The organism is Pseudomonas sp. PDM18, assembly GCF_014852585.1.
In the GTDB taxonomy this organism is placed as follows: Bacteria; Pseudomonadota; Gammaproteobacteria; order Pseudomonadales; family Pseudomonadaceae; genus Pseudomonas.
In genome coordinates this window covers 1-24,972 of the sequence record NZ_JACVBX010000016.1, presented here as the reverse complement: position 1 = coordinate 24,972, position 24,972 = coordinate 1, and the positions used below count along the sequence as shown (strand labels likewise).

General features: G+C 66.9%; 25 protein-coding genes. 14 read left to right on the top strand and 11 right to left on the bottom strand.

Going from position 1 to position 24,972, the window contains the following annotated elements:
* The first annotated feature begins 62 nt into the window (after nucleotides 1-62).
* From IB274_RS25815 to IB274_RS25795, 5 genes are all read left to right on the top strand, one after another.
* Nucleotides 63-959 (top strand): choline sulfate utilization transcriptional regulator, encoded by an 897-nt coding sequence (locus IB274_RS25815; protein ID WP_192435658.1) that lies wholly within the window; start codon nucleotides 63-65, stop codon nucleotides 957-959.
* Entirely contained in the window at nucleotides 956-1,288 is a 333-nt protein-coding gene (locus tag IB274_RS25810; RefSeq protein WP_138213418.1) for a DOPA 4,5-dioxygenase family protein, read from the top strand. Before IB274_RS25815 ends, IB274_RS25810 begins: the two co-directional genes overlap by 4 nt.
* 103 nt (nucleotides 1,289-1,391) lie before the next feature.
* Nucleotides 1,392-1,913, top strand: coding sequence for a sigma-70 family RNA polymerase sigma factor (locus IB274_RS25805; RefSeq protein ID WP_192435657.1), 522 nt, complete (start codon nucleotides 1,392-1,394; stop codon nucleotides 1,911-1,913).
* Nucleotides 1,910-2,851: a FecR family protein gene (locus IB274_RS25800; RefSeq protein ID WP_192435656.1), complete on the top strand. Its 942-nt coding sequence runs from the start codon at nucleotides 1,910-1,912 to the stop codon at nucleotides 2,849-2,851. The genes IB274_RS25805 and IB274_RS25800 overlap by 4 nt, the downstream gene beginning before the upstream one ends.
* 267 nt (nucleotides 2,852-3,118) lie before the next feature.
* Nucleotides 3,119-5,503, top strand: a complete 2,385-nt coding sequence (locus tag IB274_RS25795) for a TonB-dependent receptor (protein WP_192435655.1) — start codon at nucleotides 3,119-3,121, stop codon at nucleotides 5,501-5,503.
* A 43-nt stretch (nucleotides 5,504-5,546) separates the two neighbouring features.
* Here the strand turns inward: IB274_RS25795 and IB274_RS25790 are convergent, their stop codons facing one another.
* On the bottom strand, nucleotides 5,547-5,864 hold the full coding sequence (locus tag IB274_RS25790) for an antibiotic biosynthesis monooxygenase family protein (protein WP_138213414.1): 318 nt from the start codon (nucleotides 5,862-5,864) through the stop codon (nucleotides 5,547-5,549).
* 323 nt (nucleotides 5,865-6,187) lie between these two features.
* On the opposite strand from IB274_RS25790, the gene IB274_RS25785 reads away from it, so the two are divergent.
* Nucleotides 6,188-7,129, top strand: coding sequence for an AraC family transcriptional regulator (locus IB274_RS25785; RefSeq protein WP_192435654.1), 942 nt, complete (start codon nucleotides 6,188-6,190; stop codon nucleotides 7,127-7,129).
* Nucleotides 7,130-7,417: 288 nt separating this feature from the next.
* On the opposite strand, the gene IB274_RS25780 is transcribed toward IB274_RS25785, so the two are convergent.
* A complete protein-coding gene (locus tag IB274_RS25780; RefSeq protein ID WP_192435653.1) occupies nucleotides 7,418-7,804 on the bottom strand; it encodes a VOC family protein in 387 nt (128 codons plus the stop codon).
* A gap of 190 nt (nucleotides 7,805-7,994) precedes the next feature.
* Between IB274_RS25780 and IB274_RS25775 the strand changes: the two genes are divergently transcribed.
* A complete protein-coding gene (locus tag IB274_RS25775) occupies nucleotides 7,995-9,500 on the top strand; it encodes a YdgA family protein (RefSeq protein ID WP_192435652.1) in 1,506 nt (501 codons plus the stop codon).
* Nucleotides 9,501-9,607: 107 nt separating this feature from the next.
* Here the strand turns inward: IB274_RS25775 and trpA are convergent, their stop codons facing one another.
* On the bottom strand, nucleotides 9,608-10,414 hold the full coding sequence (gene trpA, locus IB274_RS25770) for a tryptophan synthase subunit alpha (protein ID WP_192435651.1): 807 nt from the start codon (nucleotides 10,412-10,414) through the stop codon (nucleotides 9,608-9,610).
* A complete protein-coding gene (trpB, locus tag IB274_RS25765) occupies nucleotides 10,411-11,619 on the bottom strand; it encodes a tryptophan synthase subunit beta (protein ID WP_192435650.1) in 1,209 nt (402 codons plus the stop codon). Before trpB ends, trpA begins: the two co-directional genes overlap by 4 nt.
* 156 nt (nucleotides 11,620-11,775) lie before the next feature.
* Here trpB and IB274_RS25760 point away from each other — a divergent pair, with 156 nt between their 5' ends.
* Nucleotides 11,776-12,663, top strand: a complete 888-nt coding sequence (locus tag IB274_RS25760; RefSeq protein WP_192435649.1) for a LysR family transcriptional regulator — start codon at nucleotides 11,776-11,778, stop codon at nucleotides 12,661-12,663.
* A gap of 1 nt (nucleotide 12,664) precedes the next feature.
* Here the strand turns inward: IB274_RS25760 and IB274_RS25755 are convergent, their stop codons facing one another.
* From IB274_RS25755 to IB274_RS25745, 3 genes are all read right to left on the bottom strand, one after another.
* Nucleotides 12,665-15,067 (bottom strand): TonB-dependent siderophore receptor, encoded by a 2,403-nt coding sequence (locus tag IB274_RS25755; RefSeq protein ID WP_192435648.1) that lies wholly within the window; start codon nucleotides 15,065-15,067, stop codon nucleotides 12,665-12,667.
* Between the two features lie 97 nt (nucleotides 15,068-15,164).
* On the bottom strand, nucleotides 15,165-16,124 hold the full coding sequence (locus tag IB274_RS25750) for a FecR family protein (RefSeq protein ID WP_192435647.1): 960 nt from the start codon (nucleotides 16,122-16,124) through the stop codon (nucleotides 15,165-15,167).
* On the bottom strand, nucleotides 16,121-16,627 hold the full coding sequence (locus IB274_RS25745; RefSeq protein ID WP_401087595.1) for a sigma-70 family RNA polymerase sigma factor: 507 nt from the start codon (nucleotides 16,625-16,627) through the stop codon (nucleotides 16,121-16,123). The genes IB274_RS25750 and IB274_RS25745 overlap by 4 nt, the downstream gene beginning before the upstream one ends.
* Nucleotides 16,628-16,793: 166 nt before the next feature.
* Between IB274_RS25745 and IB274_RS25740 the strand changes: the two genes are divergently transcribed.
* The 4 genes from IB274_RS25740 (at nucleotide 16,794) to IB274_RS25725 (ending at nucleotide 18,245) form a co-directional block, all read left to right on the top strand.
* Nucleotides 16,794-17,009, top strand: a complete 216-nt coding sequence (locus IB274_RS25740; protein ID WP_017518905.1) for a dodecin — start codon at nucleotides 16,794-16,796, stop codon at nucleotides 17,007-17,009.
* 134 nt (nucleotides 17,010-17,143) lie between these two features.
* The gene (locus IB274_RS25735; protein WP_192435645.1) at nucleotides 17,144-17,365 is read left to right on the top strand and encodes a DUF1161 domain-containing protein; all 222 of its coding nucleotides are present in this window, start codon (nucleotides 17,144-17,146) and stop codon (nucleotides 17,363-17,365) included.
* A gap of 129 nt (nucleotides 17,366-17,494) precedes the next feature.
* Nucleotides 17,495-17,917 (top strand): OsmC family protein, encoded by a 423-nt coding sequence (locus IB274_RS25730; RefSeq protein WP_192435644.1) that lies wholly within the window; start codon nucleotides 17,495-17,497, stop codon nucleotides 17,915-17,917.
* A gap of 109 nt (nucleotides 17,918-18,026) precedes the next feature.
* Complete coding sequence (locus IB274_RS25725) at nucleotides 18,027-18,245, top strand: DUF1161 domain-containing protein (protein ID WP_412548452.1); 219 nt, start codon at nucleotides 18,027-18,029, stop codon at nucleotides 18,243-18,245.
* A 144-nt stretch (nucleotides 18,246-18,389) separates the two neighbouring features.
* Here IB274_RS25725 and IB274_RS25720 read toward each other — a convergent pair whose 3' ends face one another.
* Together IB274_RS25720 and IB274_RS25715 are read right to left on the bottom strand one after the other, a co-directional pair.
* On the bottom strand, nucleotides 18,390-18,830 hold the full coding sequence (locus IB274_RS25720) for a hypothetical protein (protein WP_192435642.1): 441 nt from the start codon (nucleotides 18,828-18,830) through the stop codon (nucleotides 18,390-18,392).
* 43 nt (nucleotides 18,831-18,873) lie between these two features.
* Entirely contained in the window at nucleotides 18,874-19,290 is a 417-nt protein-coding gene (locus IB274_RS25715) for a hypothetical protein (protein ID WP_192435641.1), read from the bottom strand.
* Between the two features lie 65 nt (nucleotides 19,291-19,355).
* Between IB274_RS25715 and IB274_RS25710 the strand changes: the two genes are divergently transcribed.
* Nucleotides 19,356-20,447, top strand: coding sequence for an aminopeptidase (locus IB274_RS25710; RefSeq protein ID WP_192435640.1), 1,092 nt, complete (start codon nucleotides 19,356-19,358; stop codon nucleotides 20,445-20,447).
* A 139-nt stretch (nucleotides 20,448-20,586) separates the two neighbouring features.
* Here IB274_RS25710 and IB274_RS25705 read toward each other — a convergent pair whose 3' ends face one another.
* The gene (locus IB274_RS25705; RefSeq protein WP_192435736.1) at nucleotides 20,587-22,110 is read right to left on the bottom strand and encodes a 3-hydroxyacyl-CoA dehydrogenase; all 1,524 of its coding nucleotides are present in this window, start codon (nucleotides 22,108-22,110) and stop codon (nucleotides 20,587-20,589) included.
* A 47-nt stretch (nucleotides 22,111-22,157) separates the two neighbouring features.
* Complete coding sequence (locus IB274_RS25700) at nucleotides 22,158-23,789, bottom strand: AMP-binding protein (protein WP_192435639.1); 1,632 nt, start codon at nucleotides 23,787-23,789, stop codon at nucleotides 22,158-22,160.
* 210 nt (nucleotides 23,790-23,999) lie between these two features.
* Here IB274_RS25700 and IB274_RS25695 point away from each other — a divergent pair, with 210 nt between their 5' ends.
* Nucleotides 24,000-24,785: an IclR family transcriptional regulator gene (locus IB274_RS25695; protein WP_192435638.1), complete on the top strand. Its 786-nt coding sequence runs from the start codon at nucleotides 24,000-24,002 to the stop codon at nucleotides 24,783-24,785.
* The last annotated feature ends 187 nt before the right edge of the window (nucleotides 24,786-24,972 follow it).

Below are 24,972 nucleotides of genomic sequence, written 5' to 3'. Positions count from 1 at the left end.
TAGGGGGTAAAGCGCATGGCGCGGCATGCTTCGGATAACGTTTGCTTATGCGAGAGCAAGCCATGAGCGTGCCGCTGGAACTTCTGCGCGTGTTCGAATCCGCCTCGCGCCTGCTCAGCTTCACCGCCGCTGCCGGCGAACTGGGCACCACCCAGCCGGCGGTCAGCCAGCAGATCAAGCGTCTGGAAAAGCTCCTCGCCGTGCGCCTGTTCGACCGCATCCACCGGGGCATCGTCCTCACCGAGAGTGGACAGGTGCTGCAGCAGCACGTTCAGGCCGGTTTGGAGAGCATCGACGCCGGTATCGCTGCGGTCACCGCGAAACATCCCCACGAGGTCCTGCAGGTCGCCACCGACTTCGCCTTCGCTGCCTACTGGCTGATGCCGCGCCTGCCGCGCTTCCGCCAGGCCCATCCGGAGCTGGACGTCGGCCTGATCAGCAGCGACCGCAGCCCGATTGCCCTGCGCAGCGACATCGACGTGGCCATCGCCTTCGGCGACGGGCGCTTCAAGCACGGCGAGGCGCTGCGCCTGTTCAGCGAGGAAGTCTTCCCGGTGTGCAGCCCGCGCCTGCTGGAAGGGCGCGAGGTGCCGCTGTCGCCCCAGGCGCTCACCGACCTGCCGCTGCTGCACCTCAAGCCCGAAGCCTCCAGCCGCTGGTTCGACTGGGGCGGTGTGTACCGCGCGCTGGGCATCGACGGCGCGCCGGCGCCGGCCGGGCTGCGCTTCGACAACTACACCCTGCTGGTGCAGGCGGCCATTGCCGGGCAGGGCGTGGCCATCGGCTGGCGGCATCTGGTCGACGAACTGCTGGAGCAGGGGTTACTGTGCCGGCCCCTTGCCGGATCGCTGGAGTCGCGCTTCGGCTATTACGCCGTGTTGCCCGAGCGCAAACGGCGGATGCGCCTGGTGCAGCGATTCGTCGACTGGCTGCAGGCGGAACTGGAGCAGGACCGATGAGCGAGATTCAGGACTTCCACGCCCACGTCTATTTCGACGCTGGCAGCATCGAGCGCGCCCGCGCGTTATGCGAGGAGGCGGCGCGCCGCTTCGGTGCGAAGATGGGCCGCGTACACGAGCGGCCGGTCGGCCCGCACCCCGACTGGAGCTGCCAGCTGGCCTTCGACAACGCCACCTTCGCCACCCTGGTGCCGTGGCTGGCGCTGAACCGCGACGGCCTGGTGATCCTGGTCCACCCCAACACCGGCAATGATCTGCGCGATCACCGCGACTACGCCATGTGGCTGGGAGAAGTGCGACCGCTGGACCTTTCGCAGTTCACGAGCTGACACTTTTTTGCATTCGATAATAATTCTCGATTCGGTGTATGCTGCCCACCCTTCGTATCGGTCTGACAGACGTTGGCCGGTTTTCCAGGGTATTTCGGCCATCATGCGGCGCTTCGCTTCTTCCTCCCTGCTGCAGAGCTTCCAGGCGCACTACGCGGACCTGATGCGCTTCCTCGCCCGCAGGCTGGGGGACAACCAGCGTGCCGCCGACGTTGCCCAGGACACCTGGCTGCGCCTGGCCGACCACCCCGCCGAAGCCGAGGTGCAAGACCCGCGTGCCTACCTGTTCCGCGTGGCCGGCAACATCGCCATCGACAACCTGCGCCGCGAGGGCCGGCTGGCCGAGCTGCATGTCGATGAAGCTGCCGCCAACGACCTGAGCGATCCCGCCTCCGGTTTGGAGCACCGCCTGCTCGCCCATGAGGCGCTGGAGCATCTGGACGCCGCCCTCGACCAGTTGCCGGCGAACGCCCGCGAGGCGTTGCTGATGAACCGCGTCGATGGCCTCACCCACGCGCAGATCGCCCAGCGCCTGGGCGTGTCCGAGAGCATGGTGGGCAAGTACATCGTCCAGGCCATGCGCCACTGCCGCGACTGGGCGCAGCGCCAGGAGGGCACGCCGTGAGCCGCCTGGAACTGTCTCTCGCCGACGAAGCCATCGAGCGCCTGGTGCAATTGCACTCGGGCAGCGCCGGTTCGGCCGAGCGCATGGACTTCCTGCGCTGGCGCGGGCAGAGCGCGGAGCACGAACTTGCGGCCCGCGAGGCCGAAGCGCTGTGGGGCGCATTGCCGGAAACCCGCAGTGCTCAGCGTTATCGCCAACGAGCGCGTCGTCCCCGTCGTCTGCTGGCGCTGGCGGCTGCGGCGTGCGTTGCCGCCATTGCGGTGACTATCGCCCTGCCCGAGCCGTTGGCCGGGCTGTATGCCGACTATGCCACCCGCACCGGCGAGCGGCGGATGCTCGAGCTGGCCGACGGCAGCCGTGTTTGGCTGAACAGCGACAGCGCGCTGTCCGTGGACTTCAGCCCGCAGCAGCGGCGCCTGCGCCTGCATGGCGGCGAGGCGTTGTTCGAAGTGGCCAAGGATGCGGCACGACCCTTCATTGTCGAGGCCAAGGGCGGCGAAGTACGCGCCGTGGGCACGCGCTTCGATGTGGACAGCCGTGGGCCGCAGGTGCGTGTCGACGTGACCGAGGGCGTGGTGCAGGTGAATAGCGCCGGCAGTGCGCCGGTGCGCTTGGCCGCCGGTGAGCGCCTGAGCTACCGCGACAGCGCTGCTCCGGAGCCGGCCCAGCCGTTGGACCTGTCCAGCGCCAGCGCCTGGCAGCGCGGCAAGCTGATCTTCAACCAGCGCCCGCTGGGCGAAGTGCTCGACGAATTGGAACGCTACGTCCCCGGCCGCATCGTGCTGACCGACAGCGCACTGCGCCAGCACAAGGTCAGCGGCGTGTTCGACCTGCAGGACCCCGGCGCCCTGCTCAATACCCTGGAGCGCCTGCAGCCGGTGACCGTTACCCATCTGCCCTGGCTGGTGCTGATCCGCCCCGCGCCCAAGGCTGGATAGCTCTTCGTAGGATGGGTATCGCTTCGCTCCACGCCATCCTACGGTGCGCCGGAAAATTCAGCCGCACCCTGTAGGAGCGCTGGTGGTGGGCTATTCGCGAGCAAGCTCGCTCCTACAGGAGGAGTCCCGCAGTGGGGCTTGCAAACAAGAAAATGAAAATTTTTTGCATTTAGCACTGCAAGGTTTGCCTGGCCGTTTCGTCGTAGGCAGGAACGCGAAAAATTCTCAATACGCGACCCTGCCCACACAAGAACGGATTTCACCCGCATGCATTACCGTCCTTCCCCGCTGCACCGCGCGATCCTCCTCGCTTCCCTGCTCGGCGCCGCCGCGCCCATCGTCCATGCCGCCGGCAGCGCCAGCGTCGAGCTGCACATCGCCCCGCGCAGCTTGGACAGCGCGCTGACCCAGTTCGCCGACCAGGCCGGGCTGCACCTGCTGTTCAATTCCGAGGACATCCAGGGCCTGCAGAGTGAAGGGCTGGACGGCACCTACAGCACCGAGGAGGCGCTCAACCAGCTGCTCTCCGGCAGCGGCGTGAGCTGGCGCTTCACCGACGAGCGCACCGTGCTGCTCAAGCGTGAGAAGGATGACTCCGCCGCCCTGAGTCTGGCGCCGATGCAGATCAGCGTGGCGGCGCGCACGCCCACGGACATCAGCTCGATCCCCGGCACCGTCTGGGTCGTCGACCAGACCCAGCTGCGCGAACAGCTGGATACCGGCGTCAGCCTCAAGGAAGCCGTGGGCAAGCTGGTCCCCGGCCTCGACCTGGCGCCCGAAGGCCGCACCAACTACGGCCAGAACATGCGCGGGCGCAACGTGCTGGTGATGATCGACGGCGTCAGCCAGAACAGCTCGCGCGGCCTGTCGCGCCAGTTCGACAGCATCTCGCCGTTCAACGTCGAGCGCATCGAAGTGCTCTCGGGCGCCAGCGCCATCTACGGCGGCGGCGCCACCGGCGGCATCATCAACATCATCACCAAGAAGGGCGCGGCTGGCGATGCGCGCTTCGAGACGCAGTTGGGCGCCACTAGCGGCTTCAACAACAGCGATGACCTCTCGACTCGCGCCGCACAGTCCATCAGCGGCGGCAACGACCGTGTGGTCGGCCGTGTGGGCGTGTCGGCGGAGAAGAACGAAGCGTTCTATGACGGCGGCGGCAACCAGATCTTCATCGACAACACCCAGACCGATCTGCAGTACAACCGCACCGTCGACGTGATGGGCAACCTCACCGCGCAGTTCACCGACGAACAGAGCCTTGACCTGCTGGCGCAGTACTACGATTCGGGCAACGACGGCAGCACCGGCATCTACTTTCCCAACCTGAAGTACCAGGGCCCGTCGAACCTGGAAGACGCCGAAATCCGCAGCGGCCTGGACACCGACCTGGAGCCGCGCTCGCGGCGCGTGCTGCTCAACGCCAACTACCACCACAGCAACCTGCTGGAGCAGGACTTCTACCTGCAGGCGTACTACCGCAAGGAAGACGACAACTTCTATCCCTTCCCCTACTACAACACCGGCAAGCCCACCGGTTCCAAGGGCGTGTACTTCGCCGGCTCGCAGCAGAACTTCGAGGTCAGCGGCCTCAAGGGCCTGTTCAGCAAGCAGTGGGATGCGCTGAAGTTCACCTACGGCGTGGACTTCGACCACGAGCGCTTCAACGCCGAGCAGAAGGTCTTCGACCAGCGCCTGTCCTCCGAGAGCGGCGGCCTGGACCTGGAAACCGCCAGCAGCGCGCCGCGCTACCCCAGCTACATCGTCGATGGCCTGTCGGTCTACGGCCAGCTGGACTGGAAGGCCACCGATAACCTGACCCTTTCCGGCGGCGCCCGTCACCAGAAGATGGACGTCGAAGTGGACGACTTCAAAGGCGTTCCCGGCGGCAGCAACGACTACCAGGTCAATCTGTTCAACCTCGGCGCGATCTACGACTTCAGGAACGGCCACCAGGTCTGGACCAACTACAGCGAAGGCTTCGACCTGCCCGACCCGGCCAAGTACTACGGCAAGGCCGGCCTGTCGGTGGATGACAACCCGCTGGCCGGCATCAAGAGCCGCCAGGTCGAGACCGGCTGGCGCTACAGCGACATGCAGTGGCAGGCGCAGGCGGCGGTCTACTACATCTGGTCGGACAAGATCATCACCACCGATGCGGCGACCCTGACCATCGACGTGGAAGACCAGAAGAGCCGCGATTTTGGCTTCGAGGGCGCGGTCACCCGCTACTTCGAGAATGGCTGGCAGGGCGGCACCACGCTGCACCTGGTGCGCTCGGAAGAGGAAGACGCCGACGGTGACTGGATCAAGCGCGATGCGCGCTATGCGTCGCTGTCCAAGTCCACCGCGTTCGTCGGCTGGGGCGATGGCGAGCGCAGCGCTCGCCTGCAGGCCCAGCATGCGTTCAACCTGAAGGACGACGCGGACCATGAGATCGACGGCTACACCACCTTCGACCTGATGGGCGAGCAGAAGACCGGCTTCGGCACCTTCAGTGCCGGTATCCAGAACCTGCTGGACAAGCAGTACAGCACCGTCTGGGGCCAGCGTGCCGCGCTGTTCTATTCGCCGACCTACGGGCCGGCCTACCTATACGACTACCAGGGTCGCGGCCGTACCTTCACCCTGGGCTGGAGCCTGGAATACTGAGGGCTGAAGGTTCAGGCCTCAAAAGCTCTCTACCTGAAAAGACTCAGGCCACCTTTCCGGTGGCCTGATCGAGGGTTTCCACTATGCCGCCGCTCAGGCTTCGGCAGTGGCATAAAAGCACTTCGCCGAGCAGCTGCAACGAGGGCGTGGCAAAGTAGTCCAGCAGCGCCTCCTCGTCCTTCCAGCTGCCCTGCAGCAGCCACGGCTGGCCGTTCTCACGGGCCACCAGCTGGCAGCGCAGGCATCCCGGCGCGCGGCGTGCGCCGTCGACCAGGTTATCGATCAGGGCGCCCAGCTCCGCCTCGTGCCCGAGCCGGGGGTGGATCTGCAGTTCGTGTTCGATGGGTGTTTGCCAGTGCATGTCCTGTCCTCCGCATTACAGGAAGAAGCCCGAGGTGGCTCCTCGGACGACTGACAGGAAGCTTACGGCGCGGCCAGGGCCGGGCGTTATCCGGATGCTGTCGCCTTCTTGCCTGATCCTGCGGAGTCTTCGCGGAAGTCTAAAACCGCGTGTTTCCCGCCCATTTCCGCCTTTCGCACCGCCACGGTGCGCGACCCGAAGGCGGGGGTGGCTTGTCCATTCCTGCCGATTGCTTGCCTGATCCTCCAGCGGCTGCCTTACTGTCACACGCGCGCATGCGCCGTAGGCGTAAGCTTCGTGCGCCGCCACTGGAGGTCCTGTGAATGTCCCAGTCCGTTCCCGCCTTTGATCCCATCGCCGCCGGCCGCCAGGAGCTGGCCGACATCATCCAGCGCCACTGCCAGGGTGAAGGTCTCTTCGAAACCGCCATCGATTCGCTGCTGGTCGCCCGCGGCGACTGCCCCAACGAAGGCCGCATGCCGACGCTCTACCGCCCGGCCCTGTGCGTGATCGCCCAGGGCTGCAAGGAAGTGCGCCTGGGCAGCGAGGTCTATCGCTACGACGAGCTCAACCTGCTGGTGGTGTCGGTGACGCTGCCGGTTTCCGGCCAGGTCATCGAGGCTTCGCCGGAGAGGCCCTACCTCTCCATCCGCCTGGACATCGACCCCGGTGAGCTGACCCGGCTGATCGCCGAGGCCGGCCTTGCCGGCACCGCGCCGCGCCCGGCCAGCCGCGGCATCTATCTGCAGCGCCTCGATTGCACGGTGCTCGACGCCCTGCTGCGCCTGATGCGGCTGCTGGATACTCCGCGCGACATCGGGATGCTGGCGCCGCTGTTCGTCCGCGAAATCCTCTATCGCCTGCTGCGCGGCCCGCAGGGCCACCTGCTGCACGATCTGGCGATGACCGACAGCCAGACCCACCGCGTCACCCGCGCCATCGAGTGGCTCAACCGCAACTACGACAAGTCCCTGCGCATCGAGGACCTGGCCCGTGAGGTGAACCTCAGCGTGTCCACGCTGCACCACCGCTTCAAGGAAGTGACCGCCCTGAGTCCGCTGCAGTACCAGAAGCAGCTGCGCCTGCAGGAAGCACGGCGGTTGATGCTGTCCGAAGGGTTGGAAGTGGCGGTGGCCGGGCACCGCGTCGGCTACGAGAGCCCGTCGCAGTTCAGCCGCGAATACAGCCGCCTGTTCGGCGCGCCGCCGCTGCGCGACCTGGCGAGCCTGCGCGGGGCGCTGGGCAGCGAGGCGGTGCCGGCCTGAGGTTGTTCCGCTCTTGTAGGAACGGGGCTTCTGCGCGAACGGCCTGTGGCGATGCCCGCGGAGGGATTCGCGGACAAGGCCCGCTCCTACGGGGGCGTTGGCTTGGCATCGGAGCTATGCATTTCCCCTCACCCCAGCCCTCTCCCTCAGGAGAGGGGGCCGTTCGGCGTGCCTGTGAACAGCAGAACCAGCCGGCGAGCACCGAGTTTTCAAAGCGCTCGGGACAGTCCCCTCTCCCCCTGGGAGAGGGTTAGGGTGAGGGCATGCCCAGGCACCTGAAGCCGGGCATCAGCGCTCGTAAAGCTCCAGCGGCAGCTCATCCGGGTCGGCGAAGAAGGTGAAGCGCTTGCCGGTCAGTTCGTCGTCGCGGATCGGCTCGCAGGCCACGCCATGGCTCTGCAGATGGGCCACGGCGCTCTCCAGGTCGTCCACGGCGAATGCCAGGTGGCGCAGCCCCTGCGCCTCGGGATAGGAAGGCCGCGCCGGCGCGCCGGGGAAGGAAAACAGCTCCAGCCGCGCATCGCCCAGTTCCAGGTCGAGCTTCCAGGAGTCGCGGGCGGTGCGGTAGGTCTCGGCAACCACCTTCAGGCCCAGCACCTGGGTGTAGAAGTGCTTGGAGCGCGGGTAGTCCGAGCAGATCAGGGCGACGTGATGGAGGCTGTGCAGCAGGGCCATGGGCGGTTATTTCCGGAGAGTCGGAGCGCTCTATCCTGACAGCCATGCACCGATGGTCAATGCTGGCGCTGTGAAGTCGGTCGCCAACGGTGCTGGAGTGATGGCAGTGCGCCTGCTAGCATCCCGCCGCCCACTCCCATAAACGGTCGACAGGATGTCCCCCGTTCGGCCGCACCTGAAAGGACTCAGCATGAAAAAGACCGCCCTGGCCATCGCCATTCCCGTTGCCGTCGTCGGCGCCGCCATTGCCGGTGCCTGGTACACCGGCACCCGCGTCGAGCAGGAGGTGAACCGCGGTATCACCGAAGCCAATGAACTGTTCAAACAGGAAGCACCTGGTCTTGGCGCCTACCTGACCCTGGTGGACATCCAGCGCGGCCTGTTCTCCAGCACCGCGCGCTACAACCTGACCTTCACCGGCAAAGAAGGCGAGCAGCCGCAGACCCTGGTATTCACCGATCGGCTGGAACACGGCCCCTTCCCCGCCTCGCGCCTGGCGGCCGGCAAGCTGGCGCCGGTCATGGCGCAGAGCCATTTCGCCCTCGAGCAGAACGAGCTCACCGCACCGTTGTTCACCGCTGCCGGCGGCAAGGCGCCGCTGTTCGGCGACCTGACCATCCACTACGACCAGAAGCAGGAAGGCAACGTCGAAACCGCGCCCCTGGAGTTCGCCAAGGATAGCGACAAGCTGCGCCTGTCGCCGATCAAGCTGGCGTTCAGTGTCTCCGGTAACAAGAAGGACGTGAGCGCCGTGGGCAACCTTGCCGAGGTCGACCTGGACTTCACCGACGAGAACACCGGCCAGCTGGCGCATGTGCAGCTGCGTGACCTTGGCCTGCAGGGCGACAAGAAGGAAAACGCCAACGGCTTCGCCCTCGGCCCCAGCTCCGCCACCATCAAGAGCCTGAACATCAAGTCGCCGGGCGCGCCGGAAGTCGAACTGCGCGAAGCCGTGGTCGAGGAAGTGCTCAAGCAGGGCGGCAAGGGCCTGGACCAGAGCGTCTCCTACCGCATCGGCAAGGTTGTGGTGCAAGGCCAGGAAATCGGCGGCGCAAAGCTCGACCTGAGCCTGCGCAACCTCGATGAAGGCGTGCTCAAGACCTTTAAAGAAACCTACAGCAAGATGGCGCTGGACAGCCTGGAAAGCACCGAGCTGACCACGCAACAGGAAGAGGAACTCAAGCGCCTCGGCCTGGCCCTGCTGGAGGGCTCGCCGGTGCTGTCGCTGGACGAGCTGTCGCTCCAGACCAGCCATGGCGTGGCCAAGGCTTCCCTGTCGGTCGACCTGCGCAAGCCCGACGCCGCGGCTGCCACGCCTGACGAGATGGCCCGCAGCATCCTGGCCGCGCTCAAGGCCGACCTGAAGGTGGACAAGGCAGTGATCGGCGACATCGTCGCCCTGCAGGGTTCGCTGGGTGGCGAGGCGGCTGGCAGCGTCGACCCGGTGGCGCTCAAGCAGCAGTCCGATGCCATGACCGACCTGTTCAGCGGCATGGCCCTGAACTCGCAGTGGGCGGTGCTCGACGGCAACGCGCTGTCCAGCTCGCTGGCGTACGCCAACGACCAGGTGAAGTTCAACGGCAAGGACATGAGCGTGCCGGAATTCATGGCCTTCGCCATGGGCTCTGCGCAGGGCCTGGGCCTGGGCGGCGGCGCCGAAGGCGAAGAGGCGCCCCAGGAAGAAAGCGTGGAATAACCCGCGCCCGAAACGAAAAAGCCCGGCATTCGCCGGGCTTTCTTCTTGGTGCAGACCTTGTAGGAGCAAGCTCGCTCCTACAGAAAAGCGATCTGGCGGCGCCGCGATCAGCGGGCGTTACGCACGCCTTCGGCCAACTGGCGGCACAGGCCCAGCACGCTTTGCACTGCGTCGGCGGAGCTGGTGGCTTCGGCGATCTTGTCGATCAGCGCCGAACCCACCACCACGCCATCGGCCAGGCGGGCGATGTTCGCCGCGTGTTCCGGGGTGCGGATGCCGAAGCCGATGGACACCGGCAGGTCGGTATGACGGCGCAGGCGCGCCACGGCTTCCTCGACGTGGTCCAGGGTCGCCGCGCCGGCGCCGGTCACCCCGGCCACCGAAACGTAGTAGACGAAGCCCGAGCTGCCGTTCAGTACGGTCGGCAGTCGCTGGTCGTCGGTGGTCGGCGTGGTCAGGCGGATGAAGTCCAGGCCGGCGGCCTGGGCCGGCTCGCAGAGGTCTTCGTTGTGCTCCGGCGGCAGGTCCACGACGATCAGGCCGTCGACGCCGGCTTCTTTCGCGTCGGCGATGAACTTGTCCACGCCGTAGTAGTGGATGGGGTTGAAGTAGCCCATCAGCACCAGCGGCGTGGTGCTGTTGTCCTGGCGGAATTCGCGAACCATCTTCAGGGTCTTGGCGAGGTTCTGGCCGTTGCCCAGGGCGCGGATGTTGGCCAGCTGGATCGCCGGGCCGTCAGCCATCGGGTCGGTGAACGGCATGCCCAGCTCGATCACGTCGGCGCCGGCTTCGGGCAGGCCCTTGAGGATGTCCAGCGAGGTCGAGTAGCCAGGGTCGCCAGCGGTGATGAAGGTCACCAGGGCGGCGCGGTTCTGCTCTTTGAGTTCGGCGAAGCGGGTCTGCAGGCGGCTCATGCTTGCGGCTCCTGTTGCATGTGGTGCATGACGGTCTGCATGTCCTTGTCGCCACGACCGGACAGGTTCACCACCATGATGTGGTCCTTGGGCAGGTTCGGCGCGCGCTTGAAGACTTCCGCCAGCGCGTGGGAGGACTCCAGCGCGGGGATGATGCCTTCCAGGCGGCAGCACTGGTGGAAGGCTTCCAGCGCCTCGTGGTCAGTGATCGAGGTGTACTCGACACGACCGATGTCATGCAGCCACGCGTGTTCCGGGCCGATACCGGGGTAGTCCAGGCCGGCGGAGATGGAGTGCGCGTCGATGATCTGGCCGTCCTCGTCCTGCAGCAGGAAGGTGCGGTTGCCGTGCAGCACGCCCGGTACGCCGCCGTTCAGGCTGGCCGCGTGCTTGCCGGTCTCGATACCGTGGCCGGCGGCTTCGACGCCGATGATTTTCACGCTGGCATCATCGAGGAAGGGGTGGAACAGGCCCATGGCGTTGGAGCCGCCGCCGATGCAGGCGACCAGCGAATCGGGCAGGCGCCCTTCCTTGGCGGCCAGCTGCTCGCGGGTTTCCTTGCCGATCACGGCCTGGAAGTCGCGGACCATCGCCGGGTACGGGTGCGGGCCGGCCACGGTGCCGATCAGGTAGAAGGTGTTGTGCACGTTGGTCACCCAGTCGCGCAGCGCTTCGTTCATCGCGTCCTTCAGGGTGCCGGTGCCGGCGGTGACCGGAATCACCTCGGCGCCCAGCAGCTTCATGCGGAACACGTTGGCCTGCTGGCGATCGATGTCGGTGGTGCCCATGAAGATCACGCATTCCATGCCGAAGCGCGCGGCCACGGTGGCGGTCGCCACGCCGTGCATGCCGGCGCCGGTCTCGGCGATGATGCGTTTCTTGCCCATGCGCTTGGCCAGCAGGATCTGGCCGATGCAGTTGTTGATCTTGTGCGCGCCGGTGTGGTTCAGCTCTTCGCGCTTGAGGTAGATCTTCGCGCCGCCGCAGTGCTCGGTCAGGCGCTCGGCGAAGTACAGCGGGCTCGGACGGCCGACGTAGTCGCTCTGGAAGTAGGCGAGCTCCTTCTGGAACTCCGGATCTTCCTTGGCCTTCTCGTACTCGCGGGCCAGGTCATGGATCAGCGGCATCAGGGTCTCGGCGACGTACTGCCCGCCGAAGTGGCCGAACAGGCCCTTGGCGTCTGGACCGGTGCGCAGTGTGGACATGGGAAGGCTCCTTTATCTGTCGAAAGGTAGGTGCCGGCTGGGGCGATCGCGGACAGAGTCCGCTCCTACGAATGGCATCAGGATACGGCTGTGTGATGACGGGGAAAAGCGATAAGATCGCCATGACCTGTCAGAAAAACTCACGAATTGACCGCCATGAGCCGAGACCTTCCGCCGCTCAACGCCCTGCGCGCCTTCGAAGCCGCTGCCCGCCTGCACGGCGTGAGTGCAGCGGCTGATGAGCTGAGCGTCACCCACGGGGCGATCAGCCGGCAGATTCGCCTGCTGGAGGAAGAGCTGGGCGTGACCCTGTTCGTCAAGGAAGGGCGCGGCGTAAAACTCACCGATGCCGGCGTTCGCCTGAGCGAGGTGGCCAGCGATTCCTTCGAGCGTCTGCGCAGCGTCTGCACCGAGCTGCGCCGTCAGGCCGGTGGCGACGCGCCGTTCGTTCTCGGTTGCCCCGGCAGCTTGCTTGCCCGCTGGTTCATCCCGCGCCTGGATCGCCTGAACCGCGACCTGCCGGACCTGCGCCTGCAACTCTCCGCCAGCGACGGCGACCTCGATCCGCGCCGTGGCGGCCTCGACGCCACCCTGTGCTTCGCCGCGCCGCCGTGGCCGGCGGACATGCGCGTGCTGGAGTTGGCGGTGGAAAGTATCGGCCCGGTGCTCAGCCCGCGCTCCCCGCGCTTCGAGCAGCTGCGCGCGGCGCCCGCCGAGGCGCTGCTGGGCGAATCGCTGCTGCACACCGTGTCGCGCCCGCAGGCCTGGCCGGAATGGGCCGCGCGCCACGCTCTCGACCCGGCGCGGCTGAAGCTCGGGCAGGGTTTCGAGCACCTCTACTACCTGCTGGAGGCCGCCGTGGCCGGTCTTGGCGTGGCCATCGCGCCGCAGCAACTGGTGGCCGACGACCTCGCCGCCAGCCGTCTTGCCGCACCCTGGGGCTTCGTCGAAACCACGGCGCGCCTGGCGCTGTGGGTGCCCGAGCGCCGCGCCGACCCGCGCGCCGAGCGCCTGGCGCAGTGGTTGCGCCAGGAACTGGGTTGATTCACAGCTCCGGTGTGTATTTGACGCTGAACATCAGGTTGCGCGGATCGCCGAAGTTGTTAGCGCCATCGGCGGCGGCGAAGCCGGGCAGGTAGTAGCGCTTGTCGAACAGGTTGTTGGCGTTCACCGCCAGATCGATTTCCTGGCTCAGGCGATAGCCCAGGCGTGCGCTCCAGACGGTGAAGCCGGGCACGTCGAACTCGCGGTCGAAGCTCACGGTATGGCTCTGGGTGACGAAGCCGAGGCCGGTGCTGACGCGGTTCAGTTCGCCCGGCAGTTGGTAGTCGGCCCACATGCGCAGCATGTGCTTGGGCGTCCACTGGCTGAACACGCGGCCCTTGTTCTCCGGGTCGTCGAGGAACTTGGTGGTGTTGTAGGTGTAGCCGGCGAACAGTTGCAGGTCGCGCACGACTTGGCCGCTGACCTCGGCTTCGATGCCCTGGCTGCGCACCTTGCCCGAGGCGTTCGAGCAGTACCAGCCGTCGCAGGCGTAGCCGGAGGCCTCGTCGATCACGGCGCGGTTCTTCTGGTCGTAGCGGAATACCGCCAGCGAGGTGTTGACCCGGCCGTCGAGCAGCTCGCCCTTCAGGCCCACTTCGTAGTTGCTGCCGATCACCGGCTCGAGCATTTTCTGCTGCGCATCGCGGGCGCTCTGCGGTTCGAACACGTCGGTGTAGCTGGCGTAGGCCGACCATTCGGGCGTCAGCTCGTAGATCAGGCCGAAGTAGGGGGTGACCTCGCCGGTCTCGGTCATGCTGTCCTGGTAGTCATCGTCCGGCAGCTTGTAGGCGTAGTCGTACCAGCTCACCCGCCCACCGAGCACTGCCGTCAGCGGCTCGGCCAGCTTCACCCGCCAGCTGCTGTACAGGCCCTTCTGGCGCACGTCGTAGGCGGCGTTGGTGGAGTTGCCGCCAGGCGAGGCGAGGATGTTTTCCAGGGTCGGTTTCGGGCGGTGGTGATCGATGTCGAAGATGTTGCCGCCGGGGACGAAGCGCCGCGCATAGAAGTCGTCCGAGGTGTACTTGGAGTAGTTGCCGCCCAGGACCAGCTCCTGCTCCAGGGAGAAGGCCTCGAAGTGGCCGTTGAGGTACATGTCCAGGCCGATCTTGGTGGACTCGAAGTTGGTCAGCCAGTCGGCGAAGTTCAGCCCGCTGCCATCGGGCTGCACTTCCCCGTGCATGCGCTGGTGGGTCGAGTCGTTGTGCTCGCGCATGCGCACGGCGGCGGCCTTGAAGCTCCAGTTGTCGTCGAAGCGATGGGTCAGGTCGGCGTAGACGGTGGTCTGCTCGATGTCGTTGCGATTCCAGGTGGCGCCGGAATAGGTCGAGCGCGAGAAACCGATGTCGCTGCCGTCGGGGTAGCGCGGCAGGCCGCGGACCATCGGCCGGGAGTTGAGGTCGGTGTTGCTGAAGCCGATGCCGACGGTGGTGTCCGGGCTCAGGTCGAAGTCCAGCGCACCATACAGCGAGGTGGTCTTGCTCCACACATAGTCGGTGAAGGAGTGAGTGTCGTTCTGGTCGGCGACCATCCGCCCGCGGAGCGTGCCGGCCTCGTTCAGCGGGCCGCCGACATCGGCCTGCAGGCCGTAGTGATCCCACGAACCGGCCTTGCCGGTGAAGGTGGCGACCGGCGTGTGCTGGCCGCGCTTGCGCACCAGGTTGATGGCACCACCGGGGCTGCCGGCGCCTTGCAGCAGGCCGGAGGCACCACGGAGGATTTCCACGCGGTCGAAGAACACCAGGTCCTGGTCCGCCCAGTTGCCCAGCACGTAGAAGTTGCGCGGGATCGGCACGCCGTCGTACTGCCAGTCGTCGATCTGGAAGCCGCGCGAGGAGATCACCATGCCCGGGCCGATGCCGGTGGCGCCGACCAGGCCGGTGCTGTGGTTCACCGCATCGCGCAGGTCGGTGATGTTCTGGTCGTCGAGCTGCTTGCGGGTGATCACGCTGACCGACTGGGGAATGTCCTTGAGCTTCTGTTCGCCCTTGCCGATGGTGGTGGCGCGCGCGGCGTAGGAGCCGCTGCCCTCGCTGGTGGCGTCCAGGCCCTGAGCGGTGACGGTGGTGCTGTCCAGTTCCACGGCGCCGTCGACCGGCGCGGCTTCGACGCTGTAGGCGCCGCTGGCAGTGACCTTCAGGCGCAGGTTGCTGCCAGCCAGGGCCTGTTCCAGCGCCTGCGCGACGCTCAAGTCGCCCTGCACGGCGGGCGCGCGCTGGTCGCGTACCAGCGACGGGTCCAGCGAGATCACCTCGCCGCTCTGCCGGGCGATGGCGTTCAGCGTGGTGGCGAGGCTCGCAGCGGGCAGTTCGAAATGCAGCAACGGGGGTTCGGCGGCGAACAACGAGGGAGCGTTGGCCACCAGCACGAAGGCGGTGGCGAAGGCGCGGGGCCAGGGTGAGGACACATCAATCTCCTGAGAATTATTCGTATTCAGGAGCTAGGTGCGATGAAGTGGAAAATCCGGACAGGCGCTGCCGAAATATTTTTCTCACGTAGAGACATCAAGGCTCCCGCAGGCTGATCAGGGTCAGCCAGGGACCGAAGCGGCGCACCTGCAGCGGCAGGGTTTCGCCCAGCGCGGCCAGTGCGCGGTGAGGCTCGTCCAGCGGGAAGACACCCTGCACGCGGAGAGTGCGGGCGCGTGGTTCGACGCGGACGTAGCCCGGCAGGTAGGGACGCAGCGACTCGATCACCGCTTCCAGCGGCTCGTCGGTGACGCTCAGCCGGCCGTTCAGCCAGTCAGCGCGGGCGGACTGTTCGCGCAACGGGTGGATGCCGTCCGCGGCCAGCAGCGCCGCCTCCCCTTCGCCAAGCTCGCGCGATTCGCTGTGCCCGGCCAGGCTGGCGCGGACGCTGTGCTCCAGCACCACCACGCGCGTGGCGTGCTGCTCCTGGCTGACCAGGAAGCGCGTGCCCAGCGCGCGCACTTCGCCCTGGGCGCTGCGCACGATCAGCGGGCGCTCCGCGTCCGGGGCCACCTGGATCACCAGCTCGCCGTGGCGCAGCAGGATCAGGCGCTGGCGCGGGTCGAAGGCGAGGTCCACCGAGCTGCCGGCATTCAGGCTCAGGCGGCTGCCGTCTTCAAGGGTGAAGTTGCGCCGCTCGCCGGTGCCGGTGCGCAGGTCGGCGAGCAGGTCGCGCACCGGCGTGCTGCTGGCGGTCAGCCACAGGCCGCCGCCGAGCACGCCGAGCACGCCGAGGCCGGCCAGGCCGCGCAGCAACTGGCGCCGCGAGCCATGTTGGTGCATTAGCAGATCGGCCGCGCCGGGCATGCGCCGCAGGTTGTCATAGGGCGCCCCGAGGCCGCGCTGCAGGCGCGCCCAGGCATCGGCGTGGGCCGGGTCGCTGTTCAGCCAGGCCTGCAGCTGGCGCTGCAGCCGCGCATCGGCGTGGCCCGAGCGCAGCCGCACCATCCAGTCGATGGCCTGTTCTGCGGCCGTATCCAGCTGCACTTCGCTCATGGCACCAGCTCGTTGAGGTAGATCTGCCGCAGCGCCTGCTTCATGTAGCGGCCCACGGTGCGTTCGCTGACGCCCAGGCGCCGACCGATCTCGGCATAGCCCAGGCCGTCGAGCTGGCTGAACAGGAAGGCGCGGCGCACCACCTGCGGCAGGCCGTCCAAGGTGCGGTCCACCAGCAGCAGGGCTTCCAGCAGGAGGGCGCGGTCTTCCGGCGAGGGCTCCAGGGCTTCGGGCTGGAGGGCCAGGTAGTCCAGATAGGCGCGTTCCAGGCGTCGCCGCCGGTGACGGTCGTAGATCAATCGGCGGGCGATGGTGGAGAGGTAGGCGCGCGGCTGTTCGATGCTCTGCGGATCGACCCTGGCGGAGAGGATCTGGCAGAACGTCTCGGCGGCCGCGTCCTCGCTATCGGCGCGGTTATCCAGGTAGCGCTGCACGTGCTGCAGCAGCCAGCGGTGGTGATCGCTGAAGAAGAACCCCAGCTTGCTGGAGAGTGAACCGGCCACGCGGACCATCCCTGGAAGATTAAATAAGAATGCTTCGCATTATACATTTTCGGAAAAAGACGGCAATTCGCCGCTACCGGCAATTTGCTGCACTTCTGCCCATCGACTAGGGTCCAACTGGGACACTCACTCACCGCGCGCCGTGCGGCGCACCTGGGAGCAAGCGATGTCGAATCACCACACCTACAAGAAGATCGAGCTGGTCGGCTCCTCGCGCACCAGCATCGAGGATGCGATCAACAACGCGCTGGCCGAAGCGGCCAAGAGCATCGACTTTCTGGAGTGGTTCGAGGTGGTGGACACCCGCGGGCATATCGAGAACGGCGCGGTGGGGCACTACCAGGTGACCATCAAGGTCGGCTTCCGCATCGCCAACAGCTAGCTCGCACGCGGCTCGATCCTGTTTGTAACGCATTGCTGCCATGTTGGTGGGGTGCGTGATCGTGCGTACCGGGGTAGCCCGGTTTTTCCGGCCCGTTCGGGCCTTTTCCTGTGAAAGACGAGGGAGCGTTACCGATGAAGAAGTTCCTGATCGCTGTGGGGGTCTTCGCCCTGGTTGGCAACGTCTTTGCCGCCGGCAAGCCGTGCGAAGAGCTGAAGTCGGAAATCGATGCGAAGCTCAAGGCCAAGGGCGTTGCTTCGTACAGCCTGGAGGTCGTCGACAAGGGCAGCTCGGGCGGCAAGCAAGTCGTCGGCACCTGCGAAGGCGGCACCAAGGAAATCGTTTACTCCAAGTAAGCGCCTGGATGTGAAACGAGGCCGGGCTCCGCGAGGGGCCCGGCCTTTTTCATGGTCTGCAAAAAGCTGAACCCACTGGTGCGGGCCGGCCTCGAAAGTCCTGACTGCAACCCACGCGGAGGACGCGACATGAAGAAATCGGCATCGGCCCACTGGCAGGGCGGTCTGAAGGACGGCAAGGGCACGATCTCCACCGAGAGCGGTGCGCTCAAGTCCCAGCCTTACGGCTTCAACACCCGCTTCGAGGACGCGCCGGGGACCAACCCGGAAGAACTGATCGGTGCGGCTCACGCTGGCTGCTTTTCCATGGCGCTGTCGATGATGCTCGGCGAGGCCGGCCTGACCGCCGAGAGTATCGATACGAAGGCCGAGGTCAGCCTGGAAAAGCTCACCGACGGCTTCACCATCACCGCTGTGCACCTGACGTTGAAGGCGAAGGTGCCGGGCACCGACGCGCAGACCTTCCAGGCTATCGCCGACAAGGCCAAGGCCGGCTGTCCGGTCTCGCGGGTGCTCACCGCGCGCATCACCCTCGACGCCAGCCTCGAATGAGCCTGCGGGGCACTCTGTCCGGCGGTTGCGGTCCACCGTTAGGATAGGGTGCCCCGCCGTGGGGCTATGACGAGGGACTGTGATGACGACGAAGAAGTGGGCCCTGGCGATGGGCGTGGCGGTACTGCTGGCGAGCGGCGCGAGCTGGGGGGCGGTGAAGCCCTGCGAGGAGCTCAAGGCCGAGATCGAGACCAAGATCCAGGCCGCCGGGGTGACCTCCTACACCCTGGAGATCGTGGACAAGTCCGAGGTGAAGGACTCGAACATGGTGGTCGGCACCTGCGACAACGGACAGCGGCGGATCATCTACCAGAAGAACGACAGCTGAGCGCGGAGTCTGACCGCAGGAGCACGCCTTGCACGCTCCTAGAGTCCCAGAACGTAGGGCGCATAACCCGGCACGGGTTAGCCGCCAGCTCGGCGGATAACGCCCCAGGCGTTATGCGCCCTCCCAGCGCCTGGAAGTCTTCCGTCAGAACGGCCCGCAGCGCACCGCTCCCTGGAAATCCGTCTTCGCCACCAGCTTGCCGTCGGCGTCCGTCAGCAGCGCCAGGGCGCTGCGCAGTTGCGGGCGCAGCTCCAGCCGGTAGCGCTGGCCGGCGGCGAAGTCGTCGTAGGTCACCTTGACCCGGCAGGTCAGCTCCGAAGGGTCGGTCATCTGGCCCATGCCGCCGCCGCTGGAGACTTCGTACTGAAAGCGCACCAGCAGCTCATGGCGGCCCGGCGTCACCTGGTAGTAGCGGCCGTCGTTCACCGACTGGCCGTCCAGGCGCTCGGCCATCAGCGTCTTGCCCGGCGTGGTGTAGAGGTCGACCCAGGCCATCTGTGGGTCGTGGGCCGGCAGCGGGCTGGCACAGCCGGCGAGCAGGGCGATGCCCAAGGGAAGGAGGCCGGGGAGATGACGCGGGCGCATGGAGGTTTACCGTGGGATGGGCTCATCCCACAGCATACCGCGCTCAGGCCTTGGCGCAGCCCCGTTCGCGGCCGCGGGCGATTTCGCCGCCCTGGGCGTCGTAAAGCTTGGCCCAGGGGCGGAAGCCGATGCTGCCGGTCTCCAGGCGGTAGCGCTGGCCTGCGCTGAATTCCTTGTACTGCACCGTCATTTCGCAATCGCGCCACAGCGATTCGGCGACCGGGCCGATGTCCACTGGTTCGACCTGGAACTGGAAGCGCACGCGCAGCTCGTGAGAGCCGGGGTCGACCTCGAAGTACCGCGTGCTCGACCATTCCTTGCTGTCCACTTCGATGGCGGCCAGGTCGCTCTGGCTGTTGGTGTTCAGGTCCACCCAGGCACGGTTCGGATCGGGCTGGGGCATCAGCAGCGAACAGCCGCTCAGGGCGAGCAGGCCGGCAGGAATGAGAAGGGCGCGCATCGGGTTGGCTCCTGGGTCGATGGGGGCGGCAGCGGGCGGACCAGGCCCTGTGCTATGTTCCGCGCATGCCCTTCCGCCTTCTTATCCCGACACTCGACAGCCGCCTGTGCCGCTGGGTTCCCTGCCTGGCCATCTGGGCGCTGAGCGGTTGTTCCACCGTGGGGTATTACGGCCAGCTGGCGGACGGCCAGTTGCGCCTGCTCGCCGCCCGCGAACCGGTGGCCGAAGTGGTCGCCGACCCGACCCGCGACCCCGCCTTGCGCCAGCGTCTTGAGCTGTCCCAGGAAGCCCGCGCCTTCGCCAGCGCCGAACTGGGCCTGCCGGACAACCAGAGCTACCGCCTGTATGCCGACATCCACCGGCCCAACGTGGTGTGGAACGTGTTCGCCACGCCGGAGCTGTCGCTGCAGCCGCTGACCCACTGCTTCCCCATCGCCGGCTGCGTGGCTTACCGCGGCTACTACGGCGACCAGGGGGCGCAGGCGGAGGCCAAACGCCTCAAGGAACAGGGGCTGGACGTCTATGTCGGCGGCGTGGAGGCCTATTCGACCCTCGGCTGGTTCGACGACCCGATCCTCAGCGGCATGTTGCGCTGGGGCGACCAGCGCCTGGCCGAGACGATCTTCCACGAACTGGCGCACCAGAAGTTCTACCTGCCCGGCGATACGACGTTCAACGAGTCCTACGCCTCCTTCGTCGAGGCCGAGGGCGGTCGCCGCTGGCGTGAGGCGCGCCGTCTGCCGGACGAAGCGCCGTTACTGGCCGAGCAACGCAAGCGTTTTACCGAGCTGGTGCTCGATACCCGCGAGCGCCTGCAGACCCTCTACGCCAGCCCGCGCAGCGACGCCGAGAAACGCGCCGGCAAGCAGGCCGAGTTCGAGCGCCTGCGCCGCGACTACGCGCGGATGCGCGATGAGGACTGGGGCGGCAAGGCGCCCTTCGACGCCTGGGTCAAGGGCCCGCTGAACAATGCCAAGCTGCTGCCCTTCGGCCTCTACGACCAGTGGGTGCCGGCCTTCGCCGCGCTGTTCGCCCAGGTCGGTGGCAACTGGCCGGCGTTCTACGCGCGGGTGGAAAAGCTCGGGGCGTTGCCGCCGGCGGAGCGCAAGGCGGCGCTGAAAAAGTTGAAGGCTGGGGAGTTCGTCAGCTTCCGGTGAGCACTTCGCCGGGGTGGGTTCGCGAGCAAGCTCTCTCCTACGAAAAGCTGCATCGCGCTGGCCTCTTGGAGCGAGGGAGCGCTTAGTTATTGCTCGCGAATCGCCCAGCGCCGGCGCCCGTCCTACAGGTTGAAGAACGTCACTCCGCCCGATCCGGGCTATGCAGCGGCAAATCCAGCTGCACGCGGCGGCGCAGCCACGGGCTGGGCCGGTAGCGAGCCTCGCCGTAGCAGGCCTGCAGGCCCTGGAGGATGGTGAGGATGCGCGCCGCGCCGTAGTGTTCGCCGAAGGCCAGCGGGCCCAGGGGATAACCCAGCGCCAGTTGCACCGCGCGGTCCAGCGTCACCGGTGTGGCGATGCCGCGCTGGGCGATCTCGCCGCCGAGGTTGACGATGCCGGCGACCACCCGCTGGCTGATGAAGCCGGGCGAATCGTTGATCACTTCCACCGGCACGCCGTCGCTGCCCAGCGCCTGGCGCGCCTGGGTTTCGAGCTTGGGGTCGAGCGCCGGCTGGCGCATCAGCACGCGGCGGCGGTCCAGTTCGGTGAAGGTCTCCAGCGCCAGGCTGCGCTCCGGCGGCAGGCCGAGGGCGTCGATGCGCGTGCTGGCATCCACGCCCAGCGGGGTGACCAGGCAGATGGCGCGGGACGACGGTGCTTCGCCGGTCTCCAGCACCACGCCGCCCAGGGTAAGGATCGCCGCCACACGGTGGCGCAGCTCCGGGTCCTGGCTGTCGAGCCAGTACGGGCGATTGAGCAACACGGTTTCGTGCTGTTCCTCTGGCTCGCGCACGGCCTGGCCGTCGCGGTAGCGGTAGAAGCCCTCGCCGCTCTTGCGCCCCAGCAAGCCGCCAGCGACGCGCTGCGCGGCCAGCGGCGACGGGGTATAGCGCGGGTCCTGGTAGAACTGCTGGTAGAGCGACTCCATCACCGCGTGGGACACGTCCAGGCCGGTCAGGTCGAGCAGCTCGAAGGGCCCCATGCGAAAGCCCACGCCGTCGCGCAGGATGCGGTCGATCTGCGCCGGGCTGGCGATGCCTTCGCCGAGGATGCGCAGGGCTTCGGTGCTGAAGGCGCGGCCGGCGTGATTGACGATGAAGCCGGGGCTGTCCGGCGACACTGCTGGGTAGTGCCCGGCCTGCTCCGCCAACCGGCTCAGGCGGCGCACCACCGACTCGCTGGTGCGCTGGCCGCGCACCACCTCGACGATGCGCATCAGCGTCACCGGGTTGAAGAAGTGGAAGCCGGCGACCCGCTGCGGGTGCTGGCAGCGCGCGGCGATGTGGGTGACCGAGAGCGACGAGGTATTGCTCGCCAGCACGGCATCCGGCGCCACGCGTTTTTCCAGCTCGGCGAGCAGCGCCTGTTTGGCGCCGAGGTCCTCGATGATGGCCTCGATCAGCAGGTCACAGTCGGCCAGCTCGTCGAGGCTGTGGGTAGGCAGCAGGCGCTGCATCGTCGCTTCGAGGCCGTCCGCGGCGAGCTTGCCTTTGGCCACCGCGCGCTCCAGCAGCTCGCGGTTGAAGGCCAGGGCCTGCTCCACGGTCTGCGGGTTGCTATCGTACAGGCGCACCGGTAGGCCGGCCGTGGCGAACAGCTGGGCGATGCCGCGGCCCATGGCCCCGGCGCCGATCACGCCGATACGGTGGAAGGACTCGGTCATGCTGCGGGTCTCGTCGTGCACACCTGCTTCAACCATAGACGTTGTGCTCACACGGTGGTCCTTTTGGCCAGTTCCAGTTCGCGCAGCTGACGGCGCAACAGCTTGCCGACGCTGGTCTTGGGCAGCTCGTCGAGCACCTCGACAAAGCTCGGCACCTTGTAGCCGGTGAGGTGCTCGCGGCAGTGGGCGATGATCTGCGCCGGTGCCAGCGTCTCGTCCTTGAGGCTGACGAACAGCTTCACCGATTCGCCCTTGCGTTCGTCCGGCACACCGATGGCCACGCACTCGCGCACGCCGGGGTGGCGCATCACCGCGTCTTCCACTTCGTTGGGGAACACGTTGAAGCCGGAGACCAGGATCATGTCCTTCTTGCGGTCGACGATCTTCAGCATGCCGTCGGCATCCAGCTCGGCGATGTCGCCGGTCTTCAGCCAGCCGTGGGCAGTCAGCACCTGGGCGCTTTCTTCGGGGCGCTGCCAGTAGCCCTGCATCACCTGCGGGCCGCGCAGCCACAGCTCGCCCGGCTGGTCGGGGCCGGTGTCGTTGCCCTCCTCGTCCACGGTGCGCAGCTCGGTATCCACCAGCGCCTGGCCGACGTAGCCCTCGCGGTACGGGCTCAGCAGCGTGCCTGTGGAGACCACCGGCGAGGCCTCGGTGAGCCCGAAACCTTCGCGCACCGGTGCGCCGGTCAGCGCTTCCCAGCGCCGGCCGACTTCGCGGTTCAGCGGCGCGCCGCCGGACGTCACCCACTTCAGGTGGCTGAAGTCGATGCTGGGGAAATCCGGGTGGTTCATCAGGCCGACGAACAGGGTGTTGATCCCGCTCATCAGGGTGAAGGGATAGCGGTGCATCGCGCCAATGATCTCGTCGAGGTTGCGGCCGTCGCGGATGAACACCGTGTGCAGGCCCATGCCCACCGAGGACAGGCAGTTCGTGGCGAAGGCCATGATGTGGTAGAGCGGCAGCGGCGCGATGCGCACGTCGGTGGCTGGCTCCAGCAGGCCGGGGCGCAGGAACAGCTCCAGGGTCTGGATGACATTGGCAATCAGGCTGCGGTGGCTGAGCATCGCGCCCTTGGAGACGCCCGTGGTGCCGCCGGTGTACTGCAGCAGCGCGAGGCGATCCAGGCCCGGCTCGGTGTCCACTGGCGGCGCTTCGGCGCCCAGGCGCAGGGCCTGCTGGAAGCGCGTGCAGTCGGCCTCGTCGCTGTCGAACTGCGGGCGCTCGATGTCGTCGATGGACGTCAGCAACACCTGTCGCACTTCGCTGTGCGCCTGCACGCCGCGCAATAGCGGCAGCAGTCGGTCGAGCAGCAGCACGGCGCTGGCGCCGGAGTCGGCCAGCTGGTGGCGCAGTTCGCTGGCGGTGTATTGCGGGTTGGTGTTCACCAGCACCACGCCAGCCTTCAGCGCGCCGAACGTGGCGATGGGGTACTGCAGGGAATTGGGCAGCATCAGTGCCAGGCGGTCGCCCGGTTGCAGCCCGGCGTGGTGGCGCAGGTAGCGGGCAAAGGCATCGGCCTGGCGCTCCAGTTCGGCGAAGCTCAGATGGCTGTCGCCGCAGGAGAACGCCAGGCGCTGGGGGAATTCGAGACAGGCATCGCGCAGCAAGTCGTGGAGGTTCTGGTAGGCGTGACGGGCGAGCTCGCGGGCCACGTGACCGGAGGGTTGAGCAGACATCGACTTCTCCGTTTCTTTTTCGAGCCTGTAGTGGCTCTGGATTCGAATTGTTGTTCTGCACAGCGAAACATCGTGTCGAAATCGATGGTATGCGATAGGCTAGCCCGGCGCAACGAGCACACGCGGACCGCTGCGTGGCGACTGGGCGATCTGCTATCGTTCGCCCGCGCCGCGCGTGGCGCCGTAACTGCAATCCCCCGCCGAGGCCCCATGAGCGACGACGTCGAAGACAGCAGCAACCCCAAGGACCGCAAGTACGTCGAGGCGCTCGCCCGCGGACTGGATGTGCTGCGCGCCTTCACCCACGGCTCGGTGGTGCTCGGCAACCAGGAAATCTCGCGGATCACCGGCCTGCCCAAGGCGACCGTGTCGCGCATGACCTACACCCTCACCCAGCTCGGCTACCTCTGCTACTCGCAGCAGCACGAGAAGTACCAGCTGGATTCCGGCGTGCTGGCGCTGGGTTACGCCTACGTTTCCAACCTGCGCGTCCGCCAACTGGCCAAGCCGTACATGGATGCCTTTGCCCGTCGCACCAACACCACGGTAGGCCTGACCTGCCGCGACTGGCTGTCGATGATCTACGTGGAAAACTGCCGTCCGCCGGAAGCCACTTCCCTGCGCATGGACGCCGGCGTGCGCCTGCCATTGGCGACCACAGCCGCCGGCCGCGCGTACCTTGCTGCGACCCCGGAGCAGGAGCGCGAGCACCTGCTGTCGGCCCTGCAGGAGCGCCACGAAGGCGATTGGTCGGTCATGCGTGCCTCGCTGGAAGCGTCCTTCGAGGAGTTCCGCCAGCATGGCTTCTGCCTGTCTCTCGGCGACTGGGACCGCAACGTGCGGGCGGCCGGCGTCCCGCTGCGCCTGGCCGATGGCGGGCTGATGGCGCTGACCTGCGGCGCGCCGTCGTTCCAGCTCAGCGAGGAAACGCTGCGCGGGTCGCTGGCGCATGAGCTGGAGATTCTGGCGCGGGATATCGAGAGCCTCGGGGCCTGATCGTCCTCGAGCTTTTGTAGGAGCAACTGTCTTCACACGGCACCTGTCCTCCAACCGGTGCCGTCTCTCACCATCGCGTTGATCCGCACGATCAGTACGCGCATGCATGCCACTAATACGACCTTCGGGCACCGCCCCTTGTCCCGTAGTTTTTGGTAGCGATCAGCAAACTCCTGCTGATAATGAA